The 25,927-nt window shown below is 40.7% G+C and carries 20 protein-coding genes; 11 read left to right on the top strand and 9 right to left on the bottom strand.

What is annotated here, in order from left to right:
* Positions 1–143: 143 nt before the first annotated feature.
* From RMY63_RS34400 to RMY63_RS34385, 4 genes are all read left to right on the top strand, one after another.
* Positions 144–2,852 carry an HD family phosphohydrolase gene (locus tag RMY63_RS34400; protein ID WP_322733000.1) on the top strand — a complete coding sequence of 903 codons (2,709 nt, stop codon included), beginning with the start codon at positions 144–146 and terminating at the stop codon, positions 2,850–2,852.
* A 191-nt stretch (positions 2,853–3,043) separates the two neighbouring features.
* A complete protein-coding gene (gene crtD, locus RMY63_RS34395; RefSeq protein ID WP_322732999.1) occupies positions 3,044–4,576 on the top strand; it encodes a C-3',4' desaturase CrtD in 1,533 nt (510 codons plus the stop codon).
* A 98-nt stretch (positions 4,577–4,674) separates the two neighbouring features.
* Positions 4,675–5,796 (top strand): saccharopine dehydrogenase family protein, encoded by a 1,122-nt coding sequence (locus RMY63_RS34390; protein ID WP_322732998.1) that lies wholly within the window; start codon positions 4,675–4,677, stop codon positions 5,794–5,796.
* Between the two features lie 362 nt (positions 5,797–6,158).
* On the top strand, positions 6,159–6,548 hold the full coding sequence (locus RMY63_RS34385) for a hypothetical protein (RefSeq protein ID WP_322732997.1): 390 nt from the start codon (positions 6,159–6,161) through the stop codon (positions 6,546–6,548).
* 140 nt (positions 6,549–6,688) lie between these two features.
* Here RMY63_RS34385 and RMY63_RS34380 read toward each other — a convergent pair whose 3' ends face one another.
* Entirely contained in the window at positions 6,689–7,987 is a 1,299-nt protein-coding gene (locus tag RMY63_RS34380; protein ID WP_322732996.1) for a sodium:proton antiporter, read from the bottom strand.
* A gap of 322 nt (positions 7,988–8,309) precedes the next feature.
* Between RMY63_RS34380 and RMY63_RS34375 the strand changes: the two genes are divergently transcribed.
* Complete coding sequence (locus tag RMY63_RS34375) at positions 8,310–8,579, top strand: hypothetical protein (protein WP_069069307.1); 270 nt, start codon at positions 8,310–8,312, stop codon at positions 8,577–8,579.
* A gap of 977 nt (positions 8,580–9,556) precedes the next feature.
* Complete coding sequence (locus RMY63_RS34370; protein WP_104909380.1) at positions 9,557–9,928, top strand: hypothetical protein; 372 nt, start codon at positions 9,557–9,559, stop codon at positions 9,926–9,928.
* A gap of 125 nt (positions 9,929–10,053) precedes the next feature.
* On the opposite strand, the gene RMY63_RS34365 is transcribed toward RMY63_RS34370, so the two are convergent.
* The 5 genes from RMY63_RS34365 to RMY63_RS34345 form a co-directional block, all read right to left on the bottom strand.
* Positions 10,054–10,452: a nuclear transport factor 2 family protein gene (locus RMY63_RS34365; RefSeq protein WP_322732995.1), complete on the bottom strand. Its 399-nt coding sequence runs from the start codon at positions 10,450–10,452 to the stop codon at positions 10,054–10,056.
* Between the two features lie 104 nt (positions 10,453–10,556).
* On the bottom strand, positions 10,557–11,705 hold the full coding sequence (locus tag RMY63_RS34360; protein WP_322732994.1) for a glycosyltransferase: 1,149 nt from the start codon (positions 11,703–11,705) through the stop codon (positions 10,557–10,559).
* Between the two features lie 66 nt (positions 11,706–11,771).
* Positions 11,772–12,980, bottom strand: a complete 1,209-nt coding sequence (locus RMY63_RS34355; protein ID WP_416212571.1) for a glycosyltransferase family 4 protein — start codon at positions 12,978–12,980, stop codon at positions 11,772–11,774.
* A 382-nt stretch (positions 12,981–13,362) separates the two neighbouring features.
* Positions 13,363–14,484, bottom strand: coding sequence for an amidohydrolase family protein (locus RMY63_RS34350; RefSeq protein ID WP_322732992.1), 1,122 nt, complete (start codon positions 14,482–14,484; stop codon positions 13,363–13,365).
* A gap of 70 nt (positions 14,485–14,554) precedes the next feature.
* A complete protein-coding gene (locus tag RMY63_RS34345; RefSeq protein ID WP_322732991.1) occupies positions 14,555–15,904 on the bottom strand; it encodes a glutamine synthetase family protein in 1,350 nt (449 codons plus the stop codon).
* 172 nt (positions 15,905–16,076) lie between these two features.
* Between RMY63_RS34345 and RMY63_RS34340 the strand changes: the two genes are divergently transcribed.
* Both RMY63_RS34340 and RMY63_RS34335 read left to right on the top strand, forming a co-directional pair.
* Positions 16,077–18,521 (top strand): hypothetical protein, encoded by a 2,445-nt coding sequence (locus RMY63_RS34340; protein ID WP_322732990.1) that lies wholly within the window; start codon positions 16,077–16,079, stop codon positions 18,519–18,521.
* A 258-nt stretch (positions 18,522–18,779) separates the two neighbouring features.
* Positions 18,780–19,535 carry a metallophosphoesterase family protein gene (locus RMY63_RS34335; RefSeq protein WP_322732989.1) on the top strand — a complete coding sequence of 252 codons (756 nt, stop codon included), beginning with the start codon at positions 18,780–18,782 and terminating at the stop codon, positions 19,533–19,535.
* A 98-nt stretch (positions 19,536–19,633) separates the two neighbouring features.
* Here the strand turns inward: RMY63_RS34335 and RMY63_RS34330 are convergent, their stop codons facing one another.
* The gene (locus tag RMY63_RS34330) at positions 19,634–20,497 is read right to left on the bottom strand and encodes a M48 family metallopeptidase (protein WP_322732988.1); all 864 of its coding nucleotides are present in this window, start codon (positions 20,495–20,497) and stop codon (positions 19,634–19,636) included.
* Positions 20,498–20,889: 392 nt separating this feature from the next.
* Between RMY63_RS34330 and RMY63_RS34325 the strand changes: the two genes are divergently transcribed.
* Positions 20,890–21,423 (top strand): DUF4330 domain-containing protein, encoded by a 534-nt coding sequence (locus RMY63_RS34325; protein WP_322732987.1) that lies wholly within the window; start codon positions 20,890–20,892, stop codon positions 21,421–21,423.
* A gap of 275 nt (positions 21,424–21,698) precedes the next feature.
* Here the strand turns inward: RMY63_RS34325 and RMY63_RS34320 are convergent, their stop codons facing one another.
* Positions 21,699–22,595, bottom strand: a complete 897-nt coding sequence (locus tag RMY63_RS34320; RefSeq protein ID WP_322732986.1) for an alpha/beta hydrolase — start codon at positions 22,593–22,595, stop codon at positions 21,699–21,701.
* Positions 22,596–23,356: 761 nt separating this feature from the next.
* On the opposite strand from RMY63_RS34320, the gene RMY63_RS34315 reads away from it, so the two are divergent.
* Both RMY63_RS34315 and RMY63_RS34310 read left to right on the top strand, forming a co-directional pair.
* Positions 23,357–23,941 (top strand): hypothetical protein, encoded by a 585-nt coding sequence (locus RMY63_RS34315; RefSeq protein WP_322732985.1) that lies wholly within the window; start codon positions 23,357–23,359, stop codon positions 23,939–23,941.
* Between the two features lie 185 nt (positions 23,942–24,126).
* The gene (locus RMY63_RS34310) at positions 24,127–24,900 is read left to right on the top strand and encodes an armadillo-type fold-containing protein (RefSeq protein ID WP_322732984.1); all 774 of its coding nucleotides are present in this window, start codon (positions 24,127–24,129) and stop codon (positions 24,898–24,900) included.
* A 70-nt stretch (positions 24,901–24,970) separates the two neighbouring features.
* Here the strand turns inward: RMY63_RS34310 and ftsE are convergent, their stop codons facing one another.
* Complete coding sequence (ftsE, locus tag RMY63_RS34305; RefSeq protein WP_322732983.1) at positions 24,971–25,717, bottom strand: cell division ATP-binding protein FtsE; 747 nt, start codon at positions 25,715–25,717, stop codon at positions 24,971–24,973.
* Positions 25,718–25,927: the final 210 nt, after the last annotated feature.

The raw sequence follows: 25,927 nt of genomic DNA, 5'->3' as shown, positions 1-25,927 counted from the left end.
CCCTTGGACTGATTCTGTAGCTAGCTATTGTGGCAAATCAGCAATAAAAAAGCGCCACCACCGAGTTCAGCCGCCGCAGATCGAACTTTCCTGATGATTGTCTTTCTTTGAACGATCAAAGTCGGCAATTGCAGGTAGAGATAATGAAAATGCATAAATTTTTGCAGTTCTTGAACCAGCAATTGACTCACTGGCGGCGACAGTACAAAACACTACGCCGTAAGGGAAAGTTAATGAGAAGTCCCAAAGGTAAAACCCATAGAAGGGAACTTCTAAGGACTATGCTCAAGAATGTATTCCTGTTTTTATCAAAAACCAATGAGAAAAGCAAACGTCGAAAACAAGAAAGAGCGCTAAGGTCAAAGGCAAAATCTGTCAAAATTAAGAGTAGTATTTGTACAGTCGCTTTAAATTGGGCATATAAACAGCGTTACTCGGTGATTTTGGCGATCGCTGTAGTGTCCCTCACAGGTATTATTGGGCATAAATTATACAATCAGACTCAACTCCAAGTAGGACATCCCGCGCCCCAAACGATTACAGCACCTTACACAACTAGCATCGAAGATCAGAAAAAAACAGAAGCCGAGCGCAAAGCTGTCAGTAAAAGCTCCTTACAAGTGTTGATGCTTGATGCCCGAATCAACAAAAAAATCAACGAAAATTTGCAACAACTTCTAGATGATGGCAATGAAATTCGCGCTGTTGCTGGAACTTTTCCTTTTTTTGATCCTGTAGTTTTATCCATCTCTACCCAACGTTATCTCCGCTCTTGTTCTGAGTTGGAATGGCAAGCACTGCTATCGGCTGTAGAAAAGAGTAAAAATCAGCAGAAGAAAGGAACCGCCGCTTCATCCCGTCCATTATCCATAGCTGCACCTAATCAGAAACGCCAGCCGCGCATCACATCCAAATCTGATTCCCAGAGTTTAGAAAAGACAGAGCTAGTAGATTTTTCTCAAAATACTGACTTTACTCAAGCTGGAGCAGAACTAGAATCTTTCCGCCTCACAACTTCTGAGAAAAGCTTATCCTTACTAATTGCCGAAATTTCCCAAACACGTCAAAGATACACCCAAGCCACTGCCAAACTTTTAAAGTTAGAGACTGTTAGCTCCGAAGCAGTATATGAAGAATCTCTACTTTTGGATTTGTCAGATGGCGAATGGGAAAAAACACAAATAGGAATCCATCAGAGTATAGAGCGGATTCTCGCCCAAGGCATTCCACAGGGACTACCAAAAAGTATCTTAGAAGATGCGGTGAGTTTACAATTACAGACCTTTGTACCAGAATCCGCTGAAACATTGGCAAAGAACCTGTTGTTAGCTGTACTCAAGCCGAATCTGCAAAAAGATGAAGAACAAACCAGACAAAACGCTCAAAAGGCTGCGGCTGATGTACCACGCGTGATGGTGAAGGTACGGCATGGTGAGGTGATTGTCAAAAAAGGAGAACAGATTACTGCATGGAACTTTGAGGTGCTGGAGCATTATCACCTAATTCGCCGCGAGGTAAAGTGGCAGGAGTTGGTGAAGTTAGGAGGCGTGATTGCGATCGCTATTGGCATTTTTGTCTGGGTAGAACGCCATATTGATTACGAGTTGCGACAACGCGATCGCCTATTAGTGTTACTGCTAACTCTGAGTGTGCCAGGAGTGATTACGATCGGATTGCCTTATACCACTTGGAGCGCCCTTGGTTTATTGTTGGGAAGCTTTTACGGCCCAACTTTGGGGTTGACAGTTGTCGGCTTGCTGTGGCTGATATTAGGCATTAGCTTCGATATGAGCAAGGCTGCGCTTTTAGCTGGTGTTGGGGGAGGAATATTAGGTAGTTATATTGCCCAACGATTGCGATCGCGTGAAGAGTTGGCATTATTGGGCGTTGCGATCGCCTTAACTCAGGGTGGCATTTACCTTCTTGTTAAAATCTTAATTGGTCAAGTATTTGGTTCAACCTGGTATATTATCTTCCAAGAAGCGGGATTATTTGCTTTATCCGGCTTAGGCTGGAGTGTTATCGCCTTGGGTTTGAGTCCTTATCTAGAAAAAGTTTTTGATTTAGTTACCCCAATCCGCCTAGCAGAACTGGCGAACCCTAACCGCCCTTTATTAAAACGACTCGCTACTGAAACTCCGGGAACTTTTCAACATACCTTACTTGTAGCTACTCTTGCTGAAGCTGCTGCCAAAGAATTAGGATGCAATGTTGAACTAGTCAGGGCTGGAACACTATATCACGATATTGGCAAAATGCACGACCCTCTTGGCTTTATTGAAAATCAAATGGGGGGGCCGAATAAACACGATACTGAAATTAAAGACCCTTGGAAGAGTGCTGAAATTATTAAAAAGCATGTAACTGAAGGGTTGGTAATGGCGCGTAAACACCTTTTACCTACGGCAATTCAAGCTTTTATTCCAGAGCATCAAGGAACGATGCTGATTGCTTATTTCCATCACCAAGCCCAGCAAATGGCTCAATCAGATCCAAGTTTAACTGTAGACGACGCAGATTTTCGCTACGATGGCCCAATTCCTCAATCACGGGAAACCGGAATTGTCATGTTAGCAGATTCTTGCGAAGCAGCGCTGCGATCGCTGCAAGCATCGGCTAAATTTGTGGGAGAGAAGCGATCGTTCAAAGATGTCTCCAGCGAACAAGCTTTAGCAATGCTCAATAATATCCTGCGTGCCAAATGGCAAGACAATCAACTCGTTGATTCAGGACTAAAACGGGAAGAAATGTCACAAATTGCCCAGATATTTGTGGATGTTTGGGAGCAATTTCATCACAAACGGATTGCTTATCCCAAGTTGAAGGCTAGTGGCGCTACGCGGAATTTGTAATTTTGATATAGGAATCATATTTGATTTCTGAAATTATCTACGTAGCTGGGGAGTAGGGAGTAGGGAGTAGGGAATCAGGCTTTTCGAGTTGTACGGAGTTTTTTCAGGCAATCAAATCATAGTCCTATATGTACAAAACATTAAGGTAAAATTATAAGTAAAAGTATTAAGATTTTTAAATAAATTAATCAATGTCCAGCATTTCTCTTGACAAAAGTAGATATCATGTCGTAATCATCGGTGCGGGAATAGGTGGCCTGACTGCTGGGGCATTATTAGCTCATAGGGGTTACAGTGTCTTAATTTTGGATCAAGCCCTTGTACCAGGAGGCTGTGCTTCAACCTTTAAACGCCAGGGATTTACCTTTGATGTAGGAGCAACTCAGGTGGCGGGGTTGGAACCAGGGGGAATTCACCACCGGATTTTCTCAGAATTGTCAATAGATTTACCGCAAGCAACGCCTTGCGATCCTGCTTGTGCGGTCTATTTACCTGGGGAAAGTACACCCATCAACGTTTGGCGCAACCAAGAGAAATGGCAAGAGGAGCGACAAAAACAGTTTCCTGGTAGCGAAGCATTTTGGCAGTTGATGGCAACTTTATTTGCTGCTAGTTGGGAATTTCAAGGACGCGATCCGGTGCTACCGCCGCGTAATTTATGGGATTTGTGGCAGCTAACTCAGGCGGTGCGTCCCAGTACATTAATTACCGTACCCTTCACCTTGTTTACGGTAGGAGATGCTTTACGGTTATGTGGACTGGGCCATAACCAACGATTGAGAACTTTTTTGGATTTGCAACTGAAACTATACTCCCAGGTAGATGCAGAAAAAACAGCATTACTTTATGCAGCAACAGCATTGAGTGTATCCCAACTGCCCCAAGGATTGTTTCACCTCCAGGGAAGTATGCAAGTATTAAGCGATCGCTTGGTACAATCCCTAGAGAGAGATGGCGGCAAACTATTGATGCGCCACACAGTACAACAAATCAAAGTAGAAAACGGTAAAGCCAGTGCTGTAGTTATTAGAAATCAGAAAACTGGCGAAGTTTGGACAGAAGCCGCAGACCATATAGTTACTAATGTCACCGTGCAAAACTTGGTACAGTTATTGGGAGAACAAGCACCATCTGGATATAAAAACCGGGTGGAAAAACTGCCCCAAGCATCGGGTGCGTTTGTAGTTTATTTGGGTGTAGATGCTAGTGCGATTCCGGCTGAGTGTCCTCCCCACCTGCAATTTCTGTATGATGCAAATGGCCCCATTGGCGAGAATAATTCCCTATTTGTTTCCGTCAGTCATCCTGGAGATGGCCGCGCACCGGAGGGGAAAGCGACAATTATTGCTTCTTCATTTGTCGATCCTGCACAGTGGTGGCAGACTGAAGATTATGAAGGACTAAAAGAAAAGTTTACCCAAGAAGCGATCGCTCGTCTTGCTGAATACTTTTATCTCAAACCAGAAACGATTATTCATCAAGAAGCCGCAACACCCCGCACCTTTGCTCATTTCACAGCCCGCGATCGCGGTATAGTTGGTGGCATCGGTCAAAGGATTCCCACCTTTGGCCCCTTTGGGTTCGCCAATCGTACACCAATCCAAAATTTGTGGTTAGTTGGTGACTCCACCCATCCCGGCGAAGGTACTGCTGGGGTGAGTTATTCGGCGCTAACGGTAGTCAGGCAAATTGAGGCGCAAAACTTATCAACTACTAGTAATTGAAAAGTCCTCCTTCCTTAGCAGGCAAGTCATACTTGTAACTGATGACAAAGGGGACACAAAACTGGTCAAATTAAGTTATTGTTGCTAATGCTGGAGTAATGACAGACAGCGTTTTAATTCTTGGTGGACGAGGGCGGATTGGTAGCAGTGTTGCTCAGGATCTCGCTACCCATACGCAAGCTCAAATTACGATTACTGGACGTTCTGCGGAGTTTGGGAAGGCTGTAAACTTGTCTTCGGGGGGACAAGTGCAGTTTTTGATATTAGACTTGGCAGAAGTTGACAAGCTGCGAGATGCGATCGCAAACTCTAACTTAGTCATCCATTGTGCTGGGCCATTTCACTATCGAGATACTAATGTTCTCGAAACCTGTATTGCTGAAGGCGTTAATTATCTAGATGTTAGCGACCACCGATCTTATACCAGCAAAGCTCTTAATTATCATGAAAAAGCTGCTGCTGCTGGCGTGACAGCAATTATTAATACTGGCATTTTTCCTGGTATTTCTAACAGCATGGTACGCCAGGGAGTTGAACAATTTGATCAACCAGAAAAGATCCATTTAAGTTATTTGGTTTCGGGTTCTGGCGGTGCTGGCATTACAGTGATGCGGACAACTTTTCTAGGGTTGCAGTATCCTTTTGAGGCTTGGATAGATGGAAAATGGGAAATAGTCAAGCCTTACAGTGAAAGGGAAGTAGTTGAGTTTCCATCTCCTTATGGACACAGCGGAGTTTACTGGTTTGATATGCCAGAAACCTTTACACTGCCCCACGCCTTCCCATCAGTGAAAACTGTAATTACTAAATTTGGTTCTGTTCCAGATTTTTATAATCATCTAACTTGGATTGCGGCACACGTTTTTCCCAAGTGGTTAATGCAGCGTCGTTACATGATTGAATTTCTGTCTCATGTCAGCCATTCAATGACAGATGTCACTAATAATTTTAGTGGAATTGGAGTAGCAGTTCGTTCTGAAGTTACAGGGCAGAAAAATGGTGAAACAGCCGTTTATTGTTCAACTGTAGTGCATGAAAATACAGCAGTGGCTTCTGGTTTCGGCACTGGTAGTATTGCCCAATTATTGCTAGAAGGTAAGCTCAAAAAACCCGGAGTTTTTCCTGTAGAAGAAGCATTACCAACAAATTTATTTGAAGAGGTAATGCAAAGCCGAGGAATTAAAATTAATCATAGCTGGTCATCAGTGGCTATCCGATAAGAAAGTAAAATATCAGTCTACTTGAGTAGACTTGAGCTATTAGTCCAGAACTTGAGTTCTGGACAGTATGTTAGTAAGCAGAACAATTTGGGACTATAGCGATTCTCATTTTAAAGAGGTACACGGGTAAGATTACATAACTTAGTGCTACTACTCAATCATTTATGAACAACGAGATCCCCGACTTTTTAAGAAGTCGAGGATTTTAGTCTGGTGAATTAAGATTACTTAACTAAAAATTAATATACCTTGAGGTAGAAGAAAGAACTGTACTTAAACACTTAGGATGCCTGTGAGCCTAAGAGATTTAATCTATCTTAATACCTAAAAAGGCTCATAACAAAAGATTAGGAGGTTTTTTCATGCAAAAAATTCTATTAACTTTAAAACAAGCATTTCGTTCAAGCTTTTTAGTTATTAGCTTGATGGTTTTTATCAGCTTGACAGGTTCTTTCATTTTTGTTCAGCAAACTAGTCATGCAACTACTCTTGAAGAATTAAAACTAGTACCTCCAGAGTATAAACCAAATTCTGAAGAAAAAATTAATCGTGCTAACGAATACGATCCAGGTGTTGGCATTCAAGAAGAAGACAGACAAAAAGCTTATGAGCAAGCAAAAAAAGATTCAAAAAACCTTAATACTATAGAGAAGACTTACGAAAGAAATTTGAAGGCTGAACAAAAACAAAATCCCTCAGAAGGTTTTGGTGAAAAAGCGAAAGAAGTTATTGAAAAAGTGACAGGTAAATAGGGAATATAGACCTAACCCGAACCCCTTTCTTTGTACGAAAGGGGAATTTAGAACTGAAAGCGCCTCTCAGGTTGTGGAGCAAATTCAGAAAATTAAATTGTAGCGGCTTTCAAGACAGTCGCTACATACAAAAAATGTTTTTACTCAAATTCATCTATTGTGGTGGGAGAAGTAGTCTTTTTCTGATTAGCAAAATTGCGCTCATACCACTTCATTAATGGAGTTGCACTAATTCCATGCACAATTACCGAAACTACAATAGTAGTGTAAGTTATCCAAGCAATTTGTTCGGCTGCTTCACCTTTCAAGCCATGACCAAAGGCATAGGCTAGATAATATAAAGAGCCAACACCGCGAATACCAAACCATCCAAATAATAACCGAGTTCCTGGGTGCAAGGTTCGGCGGCGTGAATCTAGAGGACGTTTACCTATTGTGCTAATCCAAACTCCTACAGGTCTAATTATCAAAAATAACAAAATTATCACTAACAAAGATTGCATAGCATAATTGAGCATTGGCTGGAATAATAATATTGAACCCAATAGTAAAATTGTTCCAACTTCTAGCAGCTTTTCGACTTGCTCAACAAATTCTAATTTTGCTAGCGGTTTTTCAGAATTTCTGTAACTGCGTTGGACAACTAAGCCAGCAACAAATACTGCCAAAAATCCATAGCCATTAACCATTTCTGTTAATGAATAAGTTATGAGAATTGTGCTGATAGCAATAAAATCTTCCATTAATTCATCGGCAGGACGGCGTTTTTGAACTTTTTGTTCAATCCAAACTATAGATTTGGCAACAACAATTCCCATAATAATGCCAACTGCGATCGCCCATATTAAATCAACTGTAATCCACTGTTGAAACCAGTTACCCCAGTTGTCATCTTCTAAGGCATGAATGCCAAAATAAACGAAGGGAAAAGCTAAAGCATCATTTAACCCACCTTCAGAAGTTAAACCAAATCTCAACTCATCTTGGTCATTTATACTGGTTAGTTGTACTTCTGATGCTAATACTGGATCGGTAGGTGCGAGAATTGCTCCTAATAAAATTGCTTCTGCCCAATTCATCCCTAAAAACAATTTACCCACAGCAGCCAGAGCAAAAATTGAAATTGGCATCAGAAATACAATCAATCGCACTGTAATATCCCAAACCCCCAACTTTAAAGGACGAACAATTCTTAAGCCGCAGCTAAATACAGAAATAATTACGACAAGTTCTGTTATTCTCTCCAGCAGTTCGGAGTTAAAAACGTCATCTCGACGTAATTGAATCAGCCCTAAGCCATAGGGGCCTAGAAAAATACCAACCAGTAGGTAGATAATGGCAAAAGAAAGGGGTAAGCGAGTAATCCAACCTGACCCTAAAGTTACCATCAGCAAAAGTAGACCAATCACAAATAGGTCAATAATATAGATATCTACCATATAGCGATTTACATAAATATAAGGTGTTGCTTTGTAAGCTTAGTTGCAATAGCTTTGTATTAGAATTTACCTATGGGCAGATTTTCTGGGATTAGGAATTCAGAGACACCACCAAATTGAAGAAGAAAGGAAAGGATTTTTGGGCTTTCTGCATAGATTCGGGAATATAGCTAATTAGCCACAGATGATATATTTCCTACTTTCTGACTCAGATATCGCCCAATTTAGTACAAATATACTATAATAGGTATAGCGTCCACAAAGCCTAATGCATAATGGCTCTGTGAAAACCTTCTGGAAGATGGATTCAAGGGTTAGTTCGATGATGAAGCATTATATTCTCAACCTCAATCCGACTGCCAAGCATGAATGGGATCGGTGTATTTTACGTGACCCGCTGACTGCCAAACGCCCAGACATTGCTAAACTAATTGCCGAAGCAGTTGGTGCTGATACAGGTAGTTATTTGGTCAGTGTGAATATTGAAGTTCAAGTTTTGCAGCAAGCGGCAGTACCTCAAGCCGAACAACTCTCGCTTTCATTTCCAGAGGTGAGTGTGCCCTCACAACCACAACTGCGGGAAGCAGCTTGAACTAAAGTACAGAATTTAGCAGAAAATAATAAGCCTGTATAAGCAGGCTTACTTTGTTAGTCGCAGACTTCAGTCTGACGGCTAAATATGTCACACCAATTCGCAATTTTCAATTCGCAATTATTACCCCACGCTGAAGGCGTTCCGTTGAATATTGATACTACGTATTTCTATTTTTTCTTCATCAATGAAGAGGCTTGTATCCCAGAATGAACCAGTTATTTAATTGCGCGTTCGCAATTGCGAATTGCGAACTGCGAATTGCGAATTGTTCGGTCATGGGTATATGGGCAGACTTAATCTTAAAAGATAAAATTAATGGTGTTATATCATGTCCGTCGAATTGACCATAATAAAAACACCCCACCCCCAACCCCTAAGAGCTTGCGGGGAGGGGAGACAAAGCGTAGCGTTGGCTCTTTGGGGTTCCGAGGGAATTAAGGGTAATTTAGCGGACATGATATTATTCAAAAGACATCTCCAGAAAGTAATGATGAGCTACATTCATTTTCACTCCTATAGGAATCATATTTGATTTCTGAAATTATCTACGTAGCTGGGGAGTAGGGAGTAGGGAATAGGGCTGAAGGCTTTTCGAGTTAGTTGTACGGAGTTTTTTCACGCAATCAAATCATAGTCCTATATATCCAAAGCTAATTTGAAAACTTAAAAAATTGACTGATATAACGACGAATGAAATTTAGATTTCAAATTTATCGAGAGTTTATTTTAACTTGATTATCGTTAAAATTTAGGAACATGACTGGAAATAATTAGTGGAAAATAATCGGCATAGCTGCACTTCAGACATCGCTTTTCCTCCCCTAATTATTTATATTTGGACTATAATATATATATAGCATCCACCAAGCTGATTTAAGTGTAAAACTGCTCTGTGACAGCCTTTTGGTAAATGGATTCAAGGGTTGGTTTTATACCTAAATACTACATTATTGACCTGAGAGGAAAATTATTAAATGATGCAACTGAGTCATTATCCAGCTGCGATCGCACAAGCTGCTCAACGGGCTAATGAAATAGACTCTCAGTTGATGGCAGTGCAGCACCAAGTTAACCGATTTGAAGGCAATGCAGACCGCACCGCCGCCTTTGAGATGGATCTGAAAAATGATGCTCAACGCAAGGCTCGTCGCTTTGAGGTGCTGCTTGTAAATCAGGAATATCAAAAGGCAATAGACACCCAAATTCGATTAACTGTCGATAAAGCAAATGCCATCGCTCATTTGGAATATCTGCGTAACCAGTTTAGTGTAGCTAAGTTGGAAGCAAGATTAGCGATCGCTCAACAACTCTCTGATTTTGAATCTCGTGAATTAGTTGGTTTATAATTCAACTCCTGATCTTTACGCACATCTGTCAAATCTCTTGCTTGGTAACTATGATGCCTCGGAATCAACTCCGAGGCTAAGTCAGCCCCTGCGGGGAAGTCAAAAGTCAAAGTATTAAGTTGCAGTTATGTATACAGGGGTGTTGTATCAGTATAGAGTCTAACCGAAGTTACTAAGCCTGTTTCGTGGCGATCGGTGATAGCTACCGCCCTAACTGTTATGACCTTTTGATCATTGCGTTTGTAATGATTTAAGGCTTCAAGGACAAAAGACGATTCAGTGCCGTAAATATTCAGTAAGTCGTGAGTCAAGGTATCGAAGGTAATCCAGTACTCAGAAAGACTTTGTAAAATGGCAGCCTTACCCTGAATAGGATGATTATTGTTAGATTGGATAACACAATCATCTGCCAGAAATGTACCGTAAGCTTCTATATTTTTAGTATCAATAGCCTGCAAGTAGGTGAGATACCACTCGTAGGTCTTGGGTGAAAGCTGGTTAATTGTAAGCCTGTCGGTTTTCATGAGTCACTTATCCTTACCACCTAACGAATTAAGCAGATTATCTCACGAGCGACTCATAACACTTAAACTTTGGAGTCTAGATTACATATTCATGAAGTTCTTAACTAATTACTATTAAATTTACTTACTAATAGTTTAGCAATGTAATCATTAATTACTATCATATCAAAACGCTGACTAGCACTAATCCTGGCATTATTGGCTATAGTTGCAGTTATTTCCGTCTCCTGTAAACAAGTGCTAATTACTTGTGCAAGTTCCTGGGGTTCTCCTGGTGTGACTAGAAAACCATTAAGTCCATGTTCTACTAATTCCATTACACCCCCGGCTTTTACTGCAACTACAGGTTTTTCACATAGCATCGCCTCTACAATCACTCTACCAAAGGGTTCTGGTGAAGTAGAGGTATGTGCCACCAAGTTACAAACTGCCATTAACTGGGGAATATCAGAACGAAATCCTAAAAATTTGACCCGGTTTTCTAATCCCAGTTCCCTAACTTGTTGGTGTAACTTTTGGACATAATCTTGTTCACCAAACAGTGCATCACCCACTAAAATTGCTGTCACCTCCGGCGAACATTTAGCAAGGGCATCAATTAAAATATGCTGCCCTTTCCAAGGTGCAAGACGGCTAAAGTGTCCGACAACAAATTTTCCTTCTAATCCTAACTGTTGCTGTAATTGCTTAATGTCAGACTCATCAGGTTGATAAATTTTTGGATTAAAGCCGTTATAAACAACTTCGATGATATCTGGGCGTCCTCCTGCTTGTACGAAGGCTGTTTGACTAGCTTGAGAATTAGCAATTACTAATGATGCAAAACGATTAGCTAAATTAACAGCAATGCGAAGATTAGTTTGGCTAAAATGCTCTTTGGAAAGAATATCATGTAAATGATAAACTAAAGGGCGACGACTGAAAAAACTTGCTAATGCTCCAACAACTAATGCTTTTTGGGTGTTGGCATAGATTAAATCGTATTTACGTGCTATTTTAACTACCTTAGTAATCAAAGGTATAAGTTGTCCAAGACTATTGAATCCTTGTAGCAAACTGCTTTCTTTGCGAACTTGGATTGCTTGAGTTGCGAGAACCTCTACTGGGATATGATTTTGCTGTAGTAAATGTTTAAAGGGGCCATCTGCAAATAAACCTACTAAAGCGCGATCGCCATAAGGTTTAGCAATATCTATTAAACATAATTCGGCACCGCCTGGTTTACCACTTTGGTCTAAAAAAAGAATTTTCATTAAATCTCCTTATAATAAAATACAGTTAAGTATAGATGCAAAATTTTACATCTCTACTTCTTTAAGTTAAGTTAATAAAACATTCCGTACTTGTTGGGCAATTTGATTCCAGTCGTAGTGTGTGGTGGCATACTTGCGACAGGTTGATCGTGAAGGTATGCGGATATTTCCCAAAAGCACTTGCTCTAATTTCTCAGCAATAGCTAAGGTATCTGTTGAAGTAGTAATTAAATCGGGTGAAAATTCTAATAAAATTTCTGGCATTCCTCCAACTGGGGTGCATAAAACAGGAGTACCACAGGCTAGAGACTCAACTATTACTAATCCAAACCCTTCAAAAGATTGACTAGGCATAATAGTCAATTCAGCAGCTTGATAAGCTATAGGTAATTGCTCATCAGGGAGAAAACCTAAAAATTTAACGTTGTCATCTAGTCCTAATTCTCTAGCCTGTTTTTCTAGTGCGGTTTGGATGTGACCACGACCTGCGATCGCTAGCCAAACATCTGGTATTCTGGGCTTAATTATCGCCAGAGCTTGCAATAATTTGTCAACTCCCGTTCGATGTACTAAGCGGCGTGATGTAAATATAATCCGGCGATTATTAGGCCAGCCTAGCTTTGCACAAGCCTCTTGGGGTGATAAATTTGGTTGAAACCAATTAATATCAACTCCACCGGGAATAACATTAATTTTGTTCCACGGTACTTGATATTTATCATGTAAAATTTTACCAAATGCTTTGCTCAAAACAATGAAGCGATCGCAGCGATTATAAGTGTTTTTTTCTATGAGCCAATGCTTGATTAAAAGACTGAGGTTTTTATTAACTACCTCTTGCTGACTTTCAGAAGCCCAAGGTCCATGAAAGTTAAAAGTAACTGGTACTCCCTTTGGTAAAATATCTAAAATAGGAAAGCTGTATAATGCAAAGTGCAAATTAATAGCATCTGGCTTACTGGTTCTTGTTTTCTGAAAATTATTACGAATCGACCATAATCTTTGCCAAATAGTACTATCCGGAGAAGCCAAGTTAGTCAGCTTAATCGGCGAATTTAATTCAGCATCTGGTAAACCGACTCCGCATAATTCAATCCGATCTTGATTTGCGGCTAATTTATGAGTTAGTTCATAAATATACCTTTCTAGTCCTCCAGGACTTTTGGGAAACCAACCTAATCCAAGGGTAAGAATAGATGCAGATGATGAAGCAAAATTTTCTGGTTGATTTTTCACTGATGTATCTCCTATAAATATATTAAAACAGGCGCACATCTGTGCGCTTTTACATCTGTATCCAAACCGGAATCAATAGAATTTGTGAATACACATTACCAATAATAATTTTTGTATAGAAAACTAATTTATAAACTATTTATATATCAACGTCAATAAGGAATTAAAACTGTATTTTTATTAACTAGACAACACCGATATAGCTATATATGATACCTATCAATTCAGAAAGGTGAATGCAATATAGGGAGAGAGAAAACCTGCTATAAGCAAAAAATATAGAACGTTTTTGTATTAATACTTACGATTTTCATTTAAAAATAAGTAAATATTAATACCTTAAATAATGTTTTAACCCACATTTTGCGCTTCAAGAAGTAGCATAAAAAACTACATTGCAAGGTATAATACTTTTATTATTTCAATTAGCTGATTGATAAAGAATTAAGGCGTTTTCACGTAAAATGGCTACAGAAATGGCCTCAGCTTCAGCTACAGTAATGTCAGAATCTGTAATTGCTTGCTCTAGCACTTCCCCTAAAACCTGGCGACCCCACTTTGCACCCAAGTAGTACAATTCTGGAATTGAGTGAGCATCAGAAGAATACATTAATTTAGTAGTGGGAGTTAATTCTAATATCTGCCTGATTGCTTCCCGCATCCCAGATACGCTTAAAAAGGGTATTGCCAAACCGAAATCTAGATAAACTTGGGGGTATACAGAAGCTAAATAACCAGCCTGCTGCATATAAGGATAGGAAGCGTGTAGCAATACTATTGGTACACGGCGGTACTGTGGTAACTCTAGTAAATATCGCAGATTTAGCGGATTAGCCAATCGTAAATCCAAGTCGGGATCGCCATAGCCAGTATGAAATTGCACTGGTAGGCGATATTTTGCCGCTACTAATAATGCCTGTTGTAACAGAAAATCAATCAGCGGTTTATCTGTGAGCCGCAGAGGTTGATTGTACTGTTGTTGTTTGAGGTTGTCAAAGTGAGCCGCCGCCACCTCATCGGCTACAGGTTGAATATCCAAGCCACTCCGGTAACAGGCAATACTTTTAAAAGCTACTACTCCCAGTGGTGGGGGATCGAGTTCACTGTTGAATCTGGCTAGGAAAGTGGCAAAATCAGATGATTGCGGAATTAGCTGTTCTGCTAATAGTTCTAATCTCAGAATTCGTCGCACAGGAATAAACCTTTCATGCCACGACAGAGGTAGTATAGTTTCTGGCTGCAAACCATCATCTAAGTAAATCGCCTCTAGATTAGCAGCCCGAAAATAAATCTGCGTTAGTTCTTCTAATCCTAGACTTTCCCGCCGTGCCAAAATTGCTGTTTCTTCAGCTTCGCAGTTCAATAAAGCGGCAATATCGCGCAAGCTACGCCGATAAAAGAATGTATGACGGGCGTGGTAGTTGATGATTTCTGGATCATAGCCTTCAGTAAAGGCAGCCGCGTAAGGAGACTGGGCAGCTACTTCTGGTTTTAAGATGTTGTGAGCGTGTTGGTCAATTAAGGGAATATCAGCCAGATTCATCTGTAGTGAAGAGTAAGGAGTAAGGATTGAAGAATGGTGGAAAGATTACTTTCATAACTTGGCAGTCTTGCTAATATTTCTCTAATAATGTTTTCACTTCTGCGGTTAATTCCCAATCTTTCATTGCTTGCCACTCTGCTTGACGCACTGCTAAGAAAGCTTTAGCTAACTGGGGATTTAAAGCTGTTAATAGGATATCGTCTTGTTGGAGGTGAGCGATCGCTTGCCCCAAATTATTTGGTAATGGGTCTATTTCATTAGCAGTACGTTCTTCAATTGATAAATATCCGGGGTCTTGATTTACTGGGTTTGGTGGTGTGAGACTACGCTGTACACCATCAAGTCCGGCTGCAATCACTGCGCCTATTGCTAAGTAAGGATTAGCTGAGGCATCTACAGTTTTCAATTCAATGTGGCTGGGACACCCCAAACTAGGGTCACTAGGGACTCTAACAGCTGCCTCCCGATTATCTAATCCCCAACAACGGAAAGCACCACTCCAACTATGAGGAAGAATGCGGCGGTAAGAATTAGTACTTGGGGTAGTTAGTGCCATCAGTGCCGGCAGATGGCACAGAATACCAGCGATAAATTGTAATGTCACCTCAGAAAGACCATAGATACTCTGAGGATCGGGTAATAGGTTTTTTTCGCCATCCCAAAGGCTCAGATGGATATGACAACCACTACCAGCTGCATCCGGGAAGATTTTGGGTAAAAATGAAGCGATGAGGTTGTGGCGGTAGGCGATCGCTCTGACAGTTTCTCGAAAAGCAATTTGCCAGTCAGCTGCTTGTAAAGCATCGGTATAGCGCATAGAAATTTCCTGCTGACCTGGGCCTGATTCAGGATAATACTGTTCGACAGGTATATCTTGGGCAATAAGTGCATCAGCGATTTCATCAATTACTTCGCGGTGGAGATCCATTGCCTGAGTTGAAGCAAAAACTGTGGAGTCAGCCGGAATGATGCCATCAGGTGTTTGCCGCAGTAAATAAAACTCATTTTCAAAGGCTGCCTGTACTTCCCAACCAGTTGATTTAGCCGCCGCAATCATCCGCTTCAAGAAATTTCGCGGGCATAACCCCCAAGCAGTACCATTTAATAACATATTGCCCATGACACGAGCATGACCCTGACTATAAGGTAAAGGCTTGAGACTAGACCAATCTGGGACTAAGCGAATTTCACCTACTGGCCCTAAATTTGTTTCTGGCACAACTGCATCATACATTATAGGAATTCCCTGCTGCCCTACAGAAATCCCTACTCCATGTTCAAAGTAGTGAGCTAACATTCCCAGATGCACAGCTTTGCCACGGATAATATTAGCATTATCGCACCAAAGAACTCGCACAAATTTAACATCGACTTCTTCAAGATATTTTTGGATTTTTTGAAAGTTATTTTTTTCAGCCATTGCTAGCTATTTTTATTTTTACTCTGTTATTTTCTCATGAAAGTTATGGCAGAGTGATATCAGATGCCATGTCCATACATAGACCGGATCTTAACCACTTCAAAATAGTTATATTTTTTTACGGATTTCATAAACAATGATTGTATATAAATAATTAAAACCTGAAAAATATATGATAAATAAATTACTGACGCAGTTAAAAAAACTCCGTCATCAGCTCAATCAGCACATCAAAAAACTATTTAATACTAGATATTTACAAAAAAATAAAACTTTCAACTTTTTACTCAGTCTGACTATTGGAGTTATTGTTACTACCCTTGGAATTACAACAGACTGGGCAACAACTGGAACACGCACGCTTACACATAATACTATTGGCAGTGAAAATCTGCGGGTACAAAATAATACTGAAATACCCACGCTTACACACAAAACATCGTTAATAAATAATACTATTGGCAGTAAAAACCTGCGAGTACAAAACAATACCGAAATACACAAAATATCGTCAAAAAGTAATACTATTGGCAGTAAAAATTTGCTAGTAGAAAATAACACTGAAACACCCACGCTTAACTACAAAACATCATGGATAGGTAATACTATTGGCAGTGGAAATCTGCGGGTACAAAATAATATTGAGGCCATGTATGTTGCTCCTAATGGCACAGTTTATACTAATAGCCATTGGGATGAGGCGGCAATGGAGGCAGGAATATATGAAGATGGTAAGGTTATTGCTGCCCTTGGAGATACTCACGGCTGGAGTCGTGGCGGTGGCAAAGCTGTAACAGCAAATAGTAAATATGTTTACATTGGCATGACTCAAGGTTCGAGGGGCGATACAAAAGAAGATTATCCACCGGAAGGAACAACTTGGTATAGCGTTAGACGCTATGACTTGTCAGGAAAACCTGCACCATTTCCAAATGGACGTGGCTGGGATAAAAGTATGTTGATTACCAGTACTAAAAGTGAAGTCACTGGATTAGCAACTGTAGGAAGCGAGTTGTATGTGAGTGATTTTGCTGCTAACCGTATTCGTGTTTATGATACTGATACGATGAAGGAACTCCGCACCTTTACTGTTGCTAATCCGGGAGCAATAACTATTGATTTACAAAAAAATCTGTGGATTATTCAAAGTAAAAATGGTAGTAAGCCTGCCAAGATTCTCCATTATTCCCAAAGTGGAAAGCAATTGCCCCAACAGATTGCAGATATCATCGAACCAACAGCGATCGCTATTAATCATCAAGGTAAGCTGTTAGTAGCAGAAAATGGCCCGCGTCAGCAAATGTTGACTTATGAGATCAAAGATCGGCCAGTGCAGGTGAGTAGTTTTGGTTCTAAAGGCGGTATATATGGAGGAGTTCCTGGTGAAGTTCGAGATTTGAAACTTTACGGACTTACCGGAGTCGGTACAGATGCTTCAGGTAATATCTATATAAATAGTAATGGCTTCAACAAATCAGGAACAGATTTGCGGAAATTTTCGCCATCGGGAAAACTGCTGTGGCGATCGCTGGGATTGATATTCGTCGATAATGCAGATGCCGATCCTAAAACTGATGGTGTAGATGTATTCACCAAACAAGAACACTATCTGATGAACTATAGTAAGCCTGCTGGTAAACAATGGACTTACAAAGCCTACACCTTAAATGCTTTCAAATATCCTCAAGATCCACGTCTGCATACATCCCCAGATGGAACCTTTGTTCGCCGCATCCAAGGGAAGCCGTTTTTGTTCCTTACAGATATGTATAACAGCTTTCTGCAAATATATCGTTTTAATTCCGCCACAGATGGTAAAGTCGCTATACCCGCCGGAATGTTTGTCGGTACTAATGGCGCAGATAAACCATTTATCACTGGAAATTGGCCACCGCATCAACCAGAAAAAGGAGAATGGATCTGGCGCGATCGCAACGGTAATGGCAAATTTGAAAAGAACGAATACGATCGCAGCAAAGATTATCCTCATCTCGGCGGCTGGTGGGTAGACAGCAAAGGAGATGTTTGGAAAGCTTTGCGAACAGAAGATGGCATTCGACACTATCCTTTACAGGGAATAGATCCTAAAGGCAACCCCATCTATAGCTATAGTTCGATGGAAAAGCAAACTACTCCGAAAATATTTAACGACTTGCGGCGGATCGAATATTTCCCCCAAACAGATAGTATGTATTTGTCAGGCTTTACGGTAGATCGCCCTGCATTTGGTGACGATGCTGGAGTTGCTGGATCTGAGATTGCCCGTTTTGACAATTGGAGTAAAGGAAATCGTACTCCCAAATGGCGGATTGTAATTCCCTACGACAGCATTGGTAAGCGTGAACTGTCTACAGCAGCAATCAGTGTGGCGGGAGACTATGTATTTGCCGTCACAGTCAAAACCGCAGAAGTATATGTTTACAATGCCAAAACGGGAGCGCAAGTACAAAAGTTAAAACCAGGCCCAGAAGTTGGCGGCGAAAGTGGCTGGATTGATATACCATATGGTATTCGCGCTTTTCGGCGTTCCAATGGTGAACATCTGGTATTTGTAGAAGAAAATTGGAAAGGAAAAGTGATTATGTATCGGCTGGCGGGGAGGGGAGATGAAGCGTAGCTTTAGCTCTTTGGGGTTCTTCGGGTTTAATACAAGGTCATTTGTAACTACAAAGGACAAATGACTAATGACTAATGACAGCCATAGTTATATCTGAAAAACAATTGCCGTTGTATATATTTGATAAGTTAAGTTTATTACTTGTACAAAAATTAAATTAAAATAACCATTATCCAGTATTTTTACCTTTCATTGCGGAAAGCAGACAGCGTAAACTGTAGCAGAAGTATTAGCCAAAATTATTGCAGCTAAGAGACAATGAGCGAAACTAGCCCCAGACGAATTGTAATTGGGGATGTGCATGGACACTATGAAGGTTTAATGACATTATTGGAGGCGATCGCCCCCACGTCAGAAGATCGAGTCTATTTTCTGGGAGACTTAATTGATCGCGGACCTCATAGTGCACAAGTAGTTAATTTTGTCAAGCAAAATAACTACTCATGTTTGTTGGGAAATCACGAGCAAATGTTACTAAACATTCTGACGAGTGAAAGGACTTCCTCCTCGACGATGCAAGCATGGCTGTTTGGTGGAGGGCAAGCTACCGTGACCAGTTACCAAGAGGCTCCAATTCCTGATGACCATCTGGATTGGTTAAAAGCTTTGCCTACATACCTTGACTTGGGGGATATTTGGTTAACTCATGCTGGTGTTGACCCTTGCAAGTCGGTGACAGAACAAACTGCTGATGAACTGTGCTGGATACGAGAGGAATTTCACAGTATTGAAAAACCCTACTTTCCAGATAAACAAATTATCATCGGTCACACCATTACCTTTACCCTACCGGGTGTTTCTCCTGGTAAACTGGCACAAGGAAAGGGATGGCTAGACATAGATACTGGCGCTTATCATCCCCGGAGTGGCTGGTTGACTGGACTAGATGTCACAAATCAGTTGGTTTATCAAGTTAATATCTTTAAAAACTATATCCGTAGGCTGCCTTTAGAAGAGGTTGTAAGTACGGTTGATCCAGCCAAAATTAAAGTCGCTCGCCGCAATAAGAATTGAGCAATATTTGAAATGAGGGGGAGTGGGCAGAAATCAATTCAAAATTCAAAATTTAAAATTCAAAATTAAAGAACCTCTGCCTCCTGCCTCCTCTTTCCTCAAGACTTCGCTAATGGTCGAATATTAGCTTTATAACTAGCTTTATCCAAGCCATATTTTCCATTACTAGGTTGAGAGTTAATTGCCCGTCTCAGGGCATCAATGCGATCGCTGGTTCCGGGGTGTGTACTCAAAAATGTCGGAGTAGAACCACCCTTTTTCAGCAGCTTTTGCATAAAAGAAACCATCCCAGATTGGGCATAACCAGCGCGTGTCAAAGTTCTCAACCCTCTTTGGTCAGCATCAAATTCATCTTGACGACTGCGAGGACGATTCAAGGCAAGTTCTACACCAATGTTTACAGCTGTATTGCGATCTAAACCACTTGCTGATGCTAAACCACTAGCAATCGCTTTTTGCCGCATCTGTTTAACCAGGTGTTTCCCTCCAATATGACCAATTTCATGAGCGATGACACTGGCGAGTTCCGCTTCATTATCGGCGGCTTTCAGCAAACCTGTATGGACATATACATAACCTCCTAAAGTGGCAAAGGCATTAATAGCGTCATCTTCAACTACTTGGAACGTAAAGGGAAGATTGGGGCGATCGCTACTAGCCGCTAAACGCCGACCGATTTGTTCGACATAGCTATTAACTTCAGAATTACGGTAAAGTCGGACTTGACTCCCTAGTATTTGCTGATTAATCTGCTTGCCAATATCAGTTTCCTGGCGATCGGATATATTAGAAAGCTGAAGTACCTGAACTCCCTGCAATATCAGAGGCAAGAAGTCTAAAGTTTTTCCAGGCAAGGGTGTACTCAGGCACAGACTCAGGGCGACTACCACTGAAATTAGGGGATAAAACCAGCGACGCCGCCATACACGGTAATTTACAGCAAAACCTTTCCAATTGAACATAATACGCTCTGAAGATTATTTTGGGAGAACATAAAATGAGGGGACAAATTATGAGACGAATTTAGAATATTCTAAGTTGCATTCTTAACTCAACACCAAAGGAGTTGTCATACAGATAATCTTGACGCAAATCTACCGAATTGCGGGAGGCTAGGGATTCTCTCCAGAGATAGGCTTAAACACTAGATTTTACTTTCCAGCCGCGTCAGTATTAACAGGTAAAATTTAGAGGGTTAGCTGCCGTTCCTCGGAAATTACGAACTCGTGATAAACTGTCGCATAATTGCAACCCCGAACACTTTGAGTTATTACCAAATAGGGAAAATTGCCGTTTCCGTCGAAAAATCTCTTGCTACAATCCATTACTTCGCTATTACCTCGGAAAACTTTTTATGGCTATTTTAGATTCAAAAGGCCGCTTGTTTGGCAAAATCAATCTTCTAGATTTAGGTGCTGTGCTGGTAATTTTGCTAGTTATTTTTGGTATCTTTGTCTTTCCTGGCACTTCTGGTTCTGTTGCCCAAGTCGGTGCAAAAACAGTACCCATAGAAGTAGACTTAGTAGTTCGTGGTTTGAATGTACGCGACCCGGAAAAATTAATGAATAATGGGTTAAAAAAAGGCGAAAAAACTAATGTAATTATCCGCAATCAACCATACGGACAGATTGAAATCAAATCTATTCAACAGCTACCTAGAACAGTCAATGTTTTCCAACCGGATGGTACTGTTAAAGAACTGCCAGATCCCAAAAGCAACAATTATAGTACAGATTTTCTTTTGACTTTAGATGGTAAAGCCCAAGTTACAGAAAGCGGGCCAGTTTTGGGTAACAATAAAGTGAAAATTGGGATGCCATTTGAGTTAGAAGGCTTTAACTACAACTTTAATGCAACTGTCATTGATATCAGATTGAAAGACAAATAAGCTGTTACGCATTTAATTTGTATATTTAATCGTGAGAGTTGTCATTGGTCATTGGTCATTAGTCATTTGTATTTCAAAGTCCAGATGACCAATTGACTTAGGACGGTCTAAATGCAAAAATGTACAATTCTTTTCGCGCATCAGCTTAGTATTATCACTTTTGTTGATAATATTTTCTCTAGCAATCTTATTAAATATCTGGTGAAAAATAATGTAGAGACGCGTTAGCGCAGCAGGGCAAAGCCCAATCCCATTTCGCGTCTCTACGACTCATGTTAATTAAGCAAAGGCAAAAATTTGCGAATTAACCCGATTGTTACTGCTGGCAATTCCAACTGTGGTGTTAATCCGACATCTTCCAACTGTTGAAAAAATCGGATTGCTTGAGGATTGATTTCGGCAAGGCGGCGACCAATTGAGGGCCCTGTAAATTCTGACTTTTGTCCCCAAATAATGGCGGTGGGAGTAGTTAATTGTTGAATGTAAAGGGATAAATCAAAGCACAAATCGCCACGAACAAAGGACAGTGCTGCATACTCAGCATTAGGCTGTTGAGCGGATTGTAGATAAGCATCTACAATTTCTTGGTAAACTCGATTGGATTGAGCAAATTGCCGTTGTTCTAAGAAGCCGCGAATGCCGCCACTAGTAGCAATTCCAGTGCTGTAAAGTAAACGATCGACAATGGGAACGCTAACGAACTGGGCAAACAAACTACGGGAATAGTCTTCGCCAAAATCAGAAAGTCCGGCGGGGGTGGTAAGAATTAAAGACTTGAATAAATCAGGACGATCTGCTGCTACCCGAATTGTAAATGCTGCGGTCAAAGAAGAAGCGATCGCTGTTACCGGCCCAGTACAAGTCTGCTCGAAAAACTCCCGAATCGTGGTCAAATAATCCTCAATCTTGTAACTACGTGCTGGATGTTCAGACCTACCCCAACCGAGCAAATCTGGCGCAATGACCCGATATTCAGCCGCAAAAGCCGGATAAACTTTCGACCACTCGTAAGCAGAAGACCCACCACCAAAGCCGTGCAGGAATACCAAAGTTTCCCGATCGTCTTTGGCAGTTCCATCATCCTCCCAAGGTGCTCCAGCAGCAGCGTAATATACCATTCTACCTAGTGAGGTATCTATAGAGCGTTGTTCAAATCCTAGTGGTTGAAACATAAGTATTTTTGGTTGACTGTAGTGGTTCGTTGGCACAAGTAATACCAATTGGAAAAAAGAATGCGATAAATAGACCATTTGTAGAGACGCGATTCATGAGCCAGCGCGTTGCGGGGGTTCCCCCCGTTGTAGCGACTGGCGTCGCGTCTTTACCCAAGGATGTGTTGCAATCATTAATTGAATTGGTATAAGACACGATATCTACGACGTAAGTACAAGAAGAGAAGATTTGATAATTTATCCGCCTCCCCTTTAGTCACCCTAAATGTTTACCGCCCTCAGTGCTGAGTAAATTAAAAAGTACTCAATATCTGTGTACTTAGTAAAAACAACGTCCTTTGTAGGCAGTCTTTTAACTCAGCACTCTTCATGTGTTTAGTTCAAACTCCCCACTCATTGTTATTATTAGCGAACCAATTATTCTAAGACTTATCGCTAGCGTCAGATTAAGTAGATATAAAATTACTGGATTACTTGTAAAGATTTGGTGCTTTTTTTCATACTTCTCAAGTAACTTAACGTTGAAATTACTGTTTTATAAGGGTTTTTCATGGTAGCAAGGATCGCTCCAGCGTTAATCCAGCATAAGTTTTTATGGTAGTCTATCAAAAAACCCATAAATAATTTTGAGCGTCAACACGCCAACAATAGTTAAAACGCTTATTTTAATAAGCTGTTAATTCTACTCAATATATGTAGAAACAATAGCTTTTAATGTATAAATAATTATTATTATCTAAGTAATGGTAAGGCGGGATGTCATGGTAAAGCAGGCTACTCTTCAATCAAATAAACTATTAACGATTGAAGACGCTAAATTTGCGCTTGACAACTTTAATATACAAAACGAAATAAAAGCTTCAGCTAGGCGGGGTCAGGTCGAACCAGTTCTTGATGCTACCAGACTTACTGTACCTACTTGTATTTGTTTAGACTTAGAAGACTTGAAGTGTTTTGAAGCAGTAGAGCGCCAATATGAACGTTGGGGAGTCATTTTTCACAATTCTCTAGCAATACAGCCATCAAATCCAGCATTTCCAACCTATTCAGGGCTAATAGTCTTAATGGGAGCGCCCAAAAGCGGATTTTTAGAAGCTACTTTCTTGCGTCCAGTTAATTCGGTTAGTGCCTTTGTCACTAGTTCGCAACGGCTAGTGCTTTCCGCCTACGATCGCGATCGGCAACTACTTGCTCAAACTGCACTACCAGGCTCTAATCTTGCCAATTCCGACTCGCCAATTTCCCCCAATACCTTATTATCTATAAATGTGAATAACATTTACAGCGTTACCTTTTGTACTTTTGATGGTCAATTCACCCTTGATAACTTTCGTTTTTGTCTTTAACTAAGACTTACGTACAAAATGCCCTTGCTCTGAGCAATTGAAAATGGTATCTTATTTGCGCTGTGCTGTATTAGTCTACTATCCGTCTATAAAACCGGGCATTTTGTGATTTGAGCCTTCATCCTTTATTAATCCATAGTAAAACTTATACAATAGGTAATTTCGTAATCAAGTAGGTAAACACTGTGGCACAGGCTTCGTCTTCTTGGCAGCAATTGATCAACCAAATCCTCAACTGGAACTGGTCGCTGACAAAATTCAAGACAAAGGGAGCCATAAAGCAGCAAACATTTAAACGTTTCTCTGGCCCTGGGGGCTTTCTTGGGTTCCTGACAATTATCATTGCCATGTTGTTGTGGAACTGGAAACTGCTACTGGCTCTTTTTATCGGCATTGGAGTAATGGTATTGGTTTACTCAATGCAGGAGTGGGACTGGCAATTGCGCTGGTCTAAAATACGCAAGTTCTTAAATAGTTCAAATCGTCGGTTAGTTTTAGCAGTCATCAGTGGTGGTATTGCTACTGTCAGCACTTACATGGCAGCGGCAATATGGGTTGACTCTCACAGTCACTGGATTGCTGCTGGTGCGATTGTGCAAGGTGTAGGAACCCTGTTAGCTTTAATTTTATTGGTATGGCAAATTGTCAACTTCTATGAAAATCGAGAAGAAGACCACCTCGATCGCTTGTTGGTAAATTTAACAGAAAAAGATCCATTGAAGCGGTTGATTGCTTTAGGTCAACTAACTAAATTGATCAGCCGTAAGCGAGTTGATTCTTCAGTGCAGCAAGATATTGTCCAATGCTTGCAACTGCTACTCAGTCGAGAGGAAGAAGTTGTAGTGCGAGAGGCAGCTTTTAAGAGTTTACAAGCCTGCGATCGCCTACAAGTGCTACCCCCCAAAACAGCAACAATTTTCACACCGATATCAGCAAAAATCAAGCACCAGGTTTATTAATTATTTGTCCTTTGTCCTTCGTCCTTTGCAAATGACTAATGACTAATGACTAATGACTAATGACAAATAACTATTTTTGAGACAACCTTCCATTACAAACTTGCACTACCGGATGATTGCAGCGCCGTACCAATTGTTCATTGTGGGTGGTGACAATTACCGTAGCCCCAAAGGAATTTAACTTCTGGAGAATCTGGATTACTTGCCAGGAATTATCTGGATCGAGATTTCCAGTCGGCTCATCTGCCAACAACAAGGGTGGTGTACCAACGATCGCACGGGCAATACTCACCCGTTGCTGTTCTCCTCCAGACAGTTGATCTGGAAAACAGTCAGCTTTACTCAGCAAACCTACCAGTTTTAAGGTTGGTTCTAAACGTCGTTGAATTTCTTTACGGGTATACCCTTGAGCTTGCAGCACAAAAGTGACATTTTCTGCTACTGTTCGTTGGCTAATGAGTTTGTAGTCTTGAAACACAATACCAGTTCGTCGCCGCAATAATGACAAGCGATCACCCCGCAAATCCGCTACATTACATTCATCAACAATTACTTCTCCCTGTGTAGGCAACTCCTCGCCATACAGCAGTTTCAAGAGCGTTGATTTTCCAGAACCACTTGGCCCCGTGATAAATAGAAATTCTCCCTTTTTTACCTTAAGGTTTGCATTCAATAAGGCGTGAGTGCCGTTAGCATAAGTCTTGGTTACAGATTGCAATTGTACCTTTGTAGTAGTATTGCTACTATGCTGTTGAGTTTTACAGTCCTCTCCATGAACGGATTTATCTGTCTTAACTTGAGTTGTTAATACTGGCATTGTTAAATTTTCCTTATACCCACAACCAAACAGTTTGCCTGCTTAAATGTGATATTCTCCCCAAAATAAGGATTCCCAGGTTTCGCCTGGGAATTTAAAATTCAACAAAAAAAATTTTAAATTTTTTTAAGACTTTAATACTAACTAAGTAAGAACACTCAGCACTCAGCACTCAGCACTCAGCACTCAGCACTCAGCACTCAGCACTCA

The organism is Nostoc sp. ChiQUE01b (genome assembly GCF_034531255.1).
In the GTDB taxonomy this organism is placed as follows: Bacteria; Cyanobacteriota; Cyanobacteriia; order Cyanobacteriales; family Nostocaceae; genus Nostoc.
Note: the sequence above shows the minus strand (reverse complement) of the source record. Positions and strands in the feature narration are given on the sequence as shown.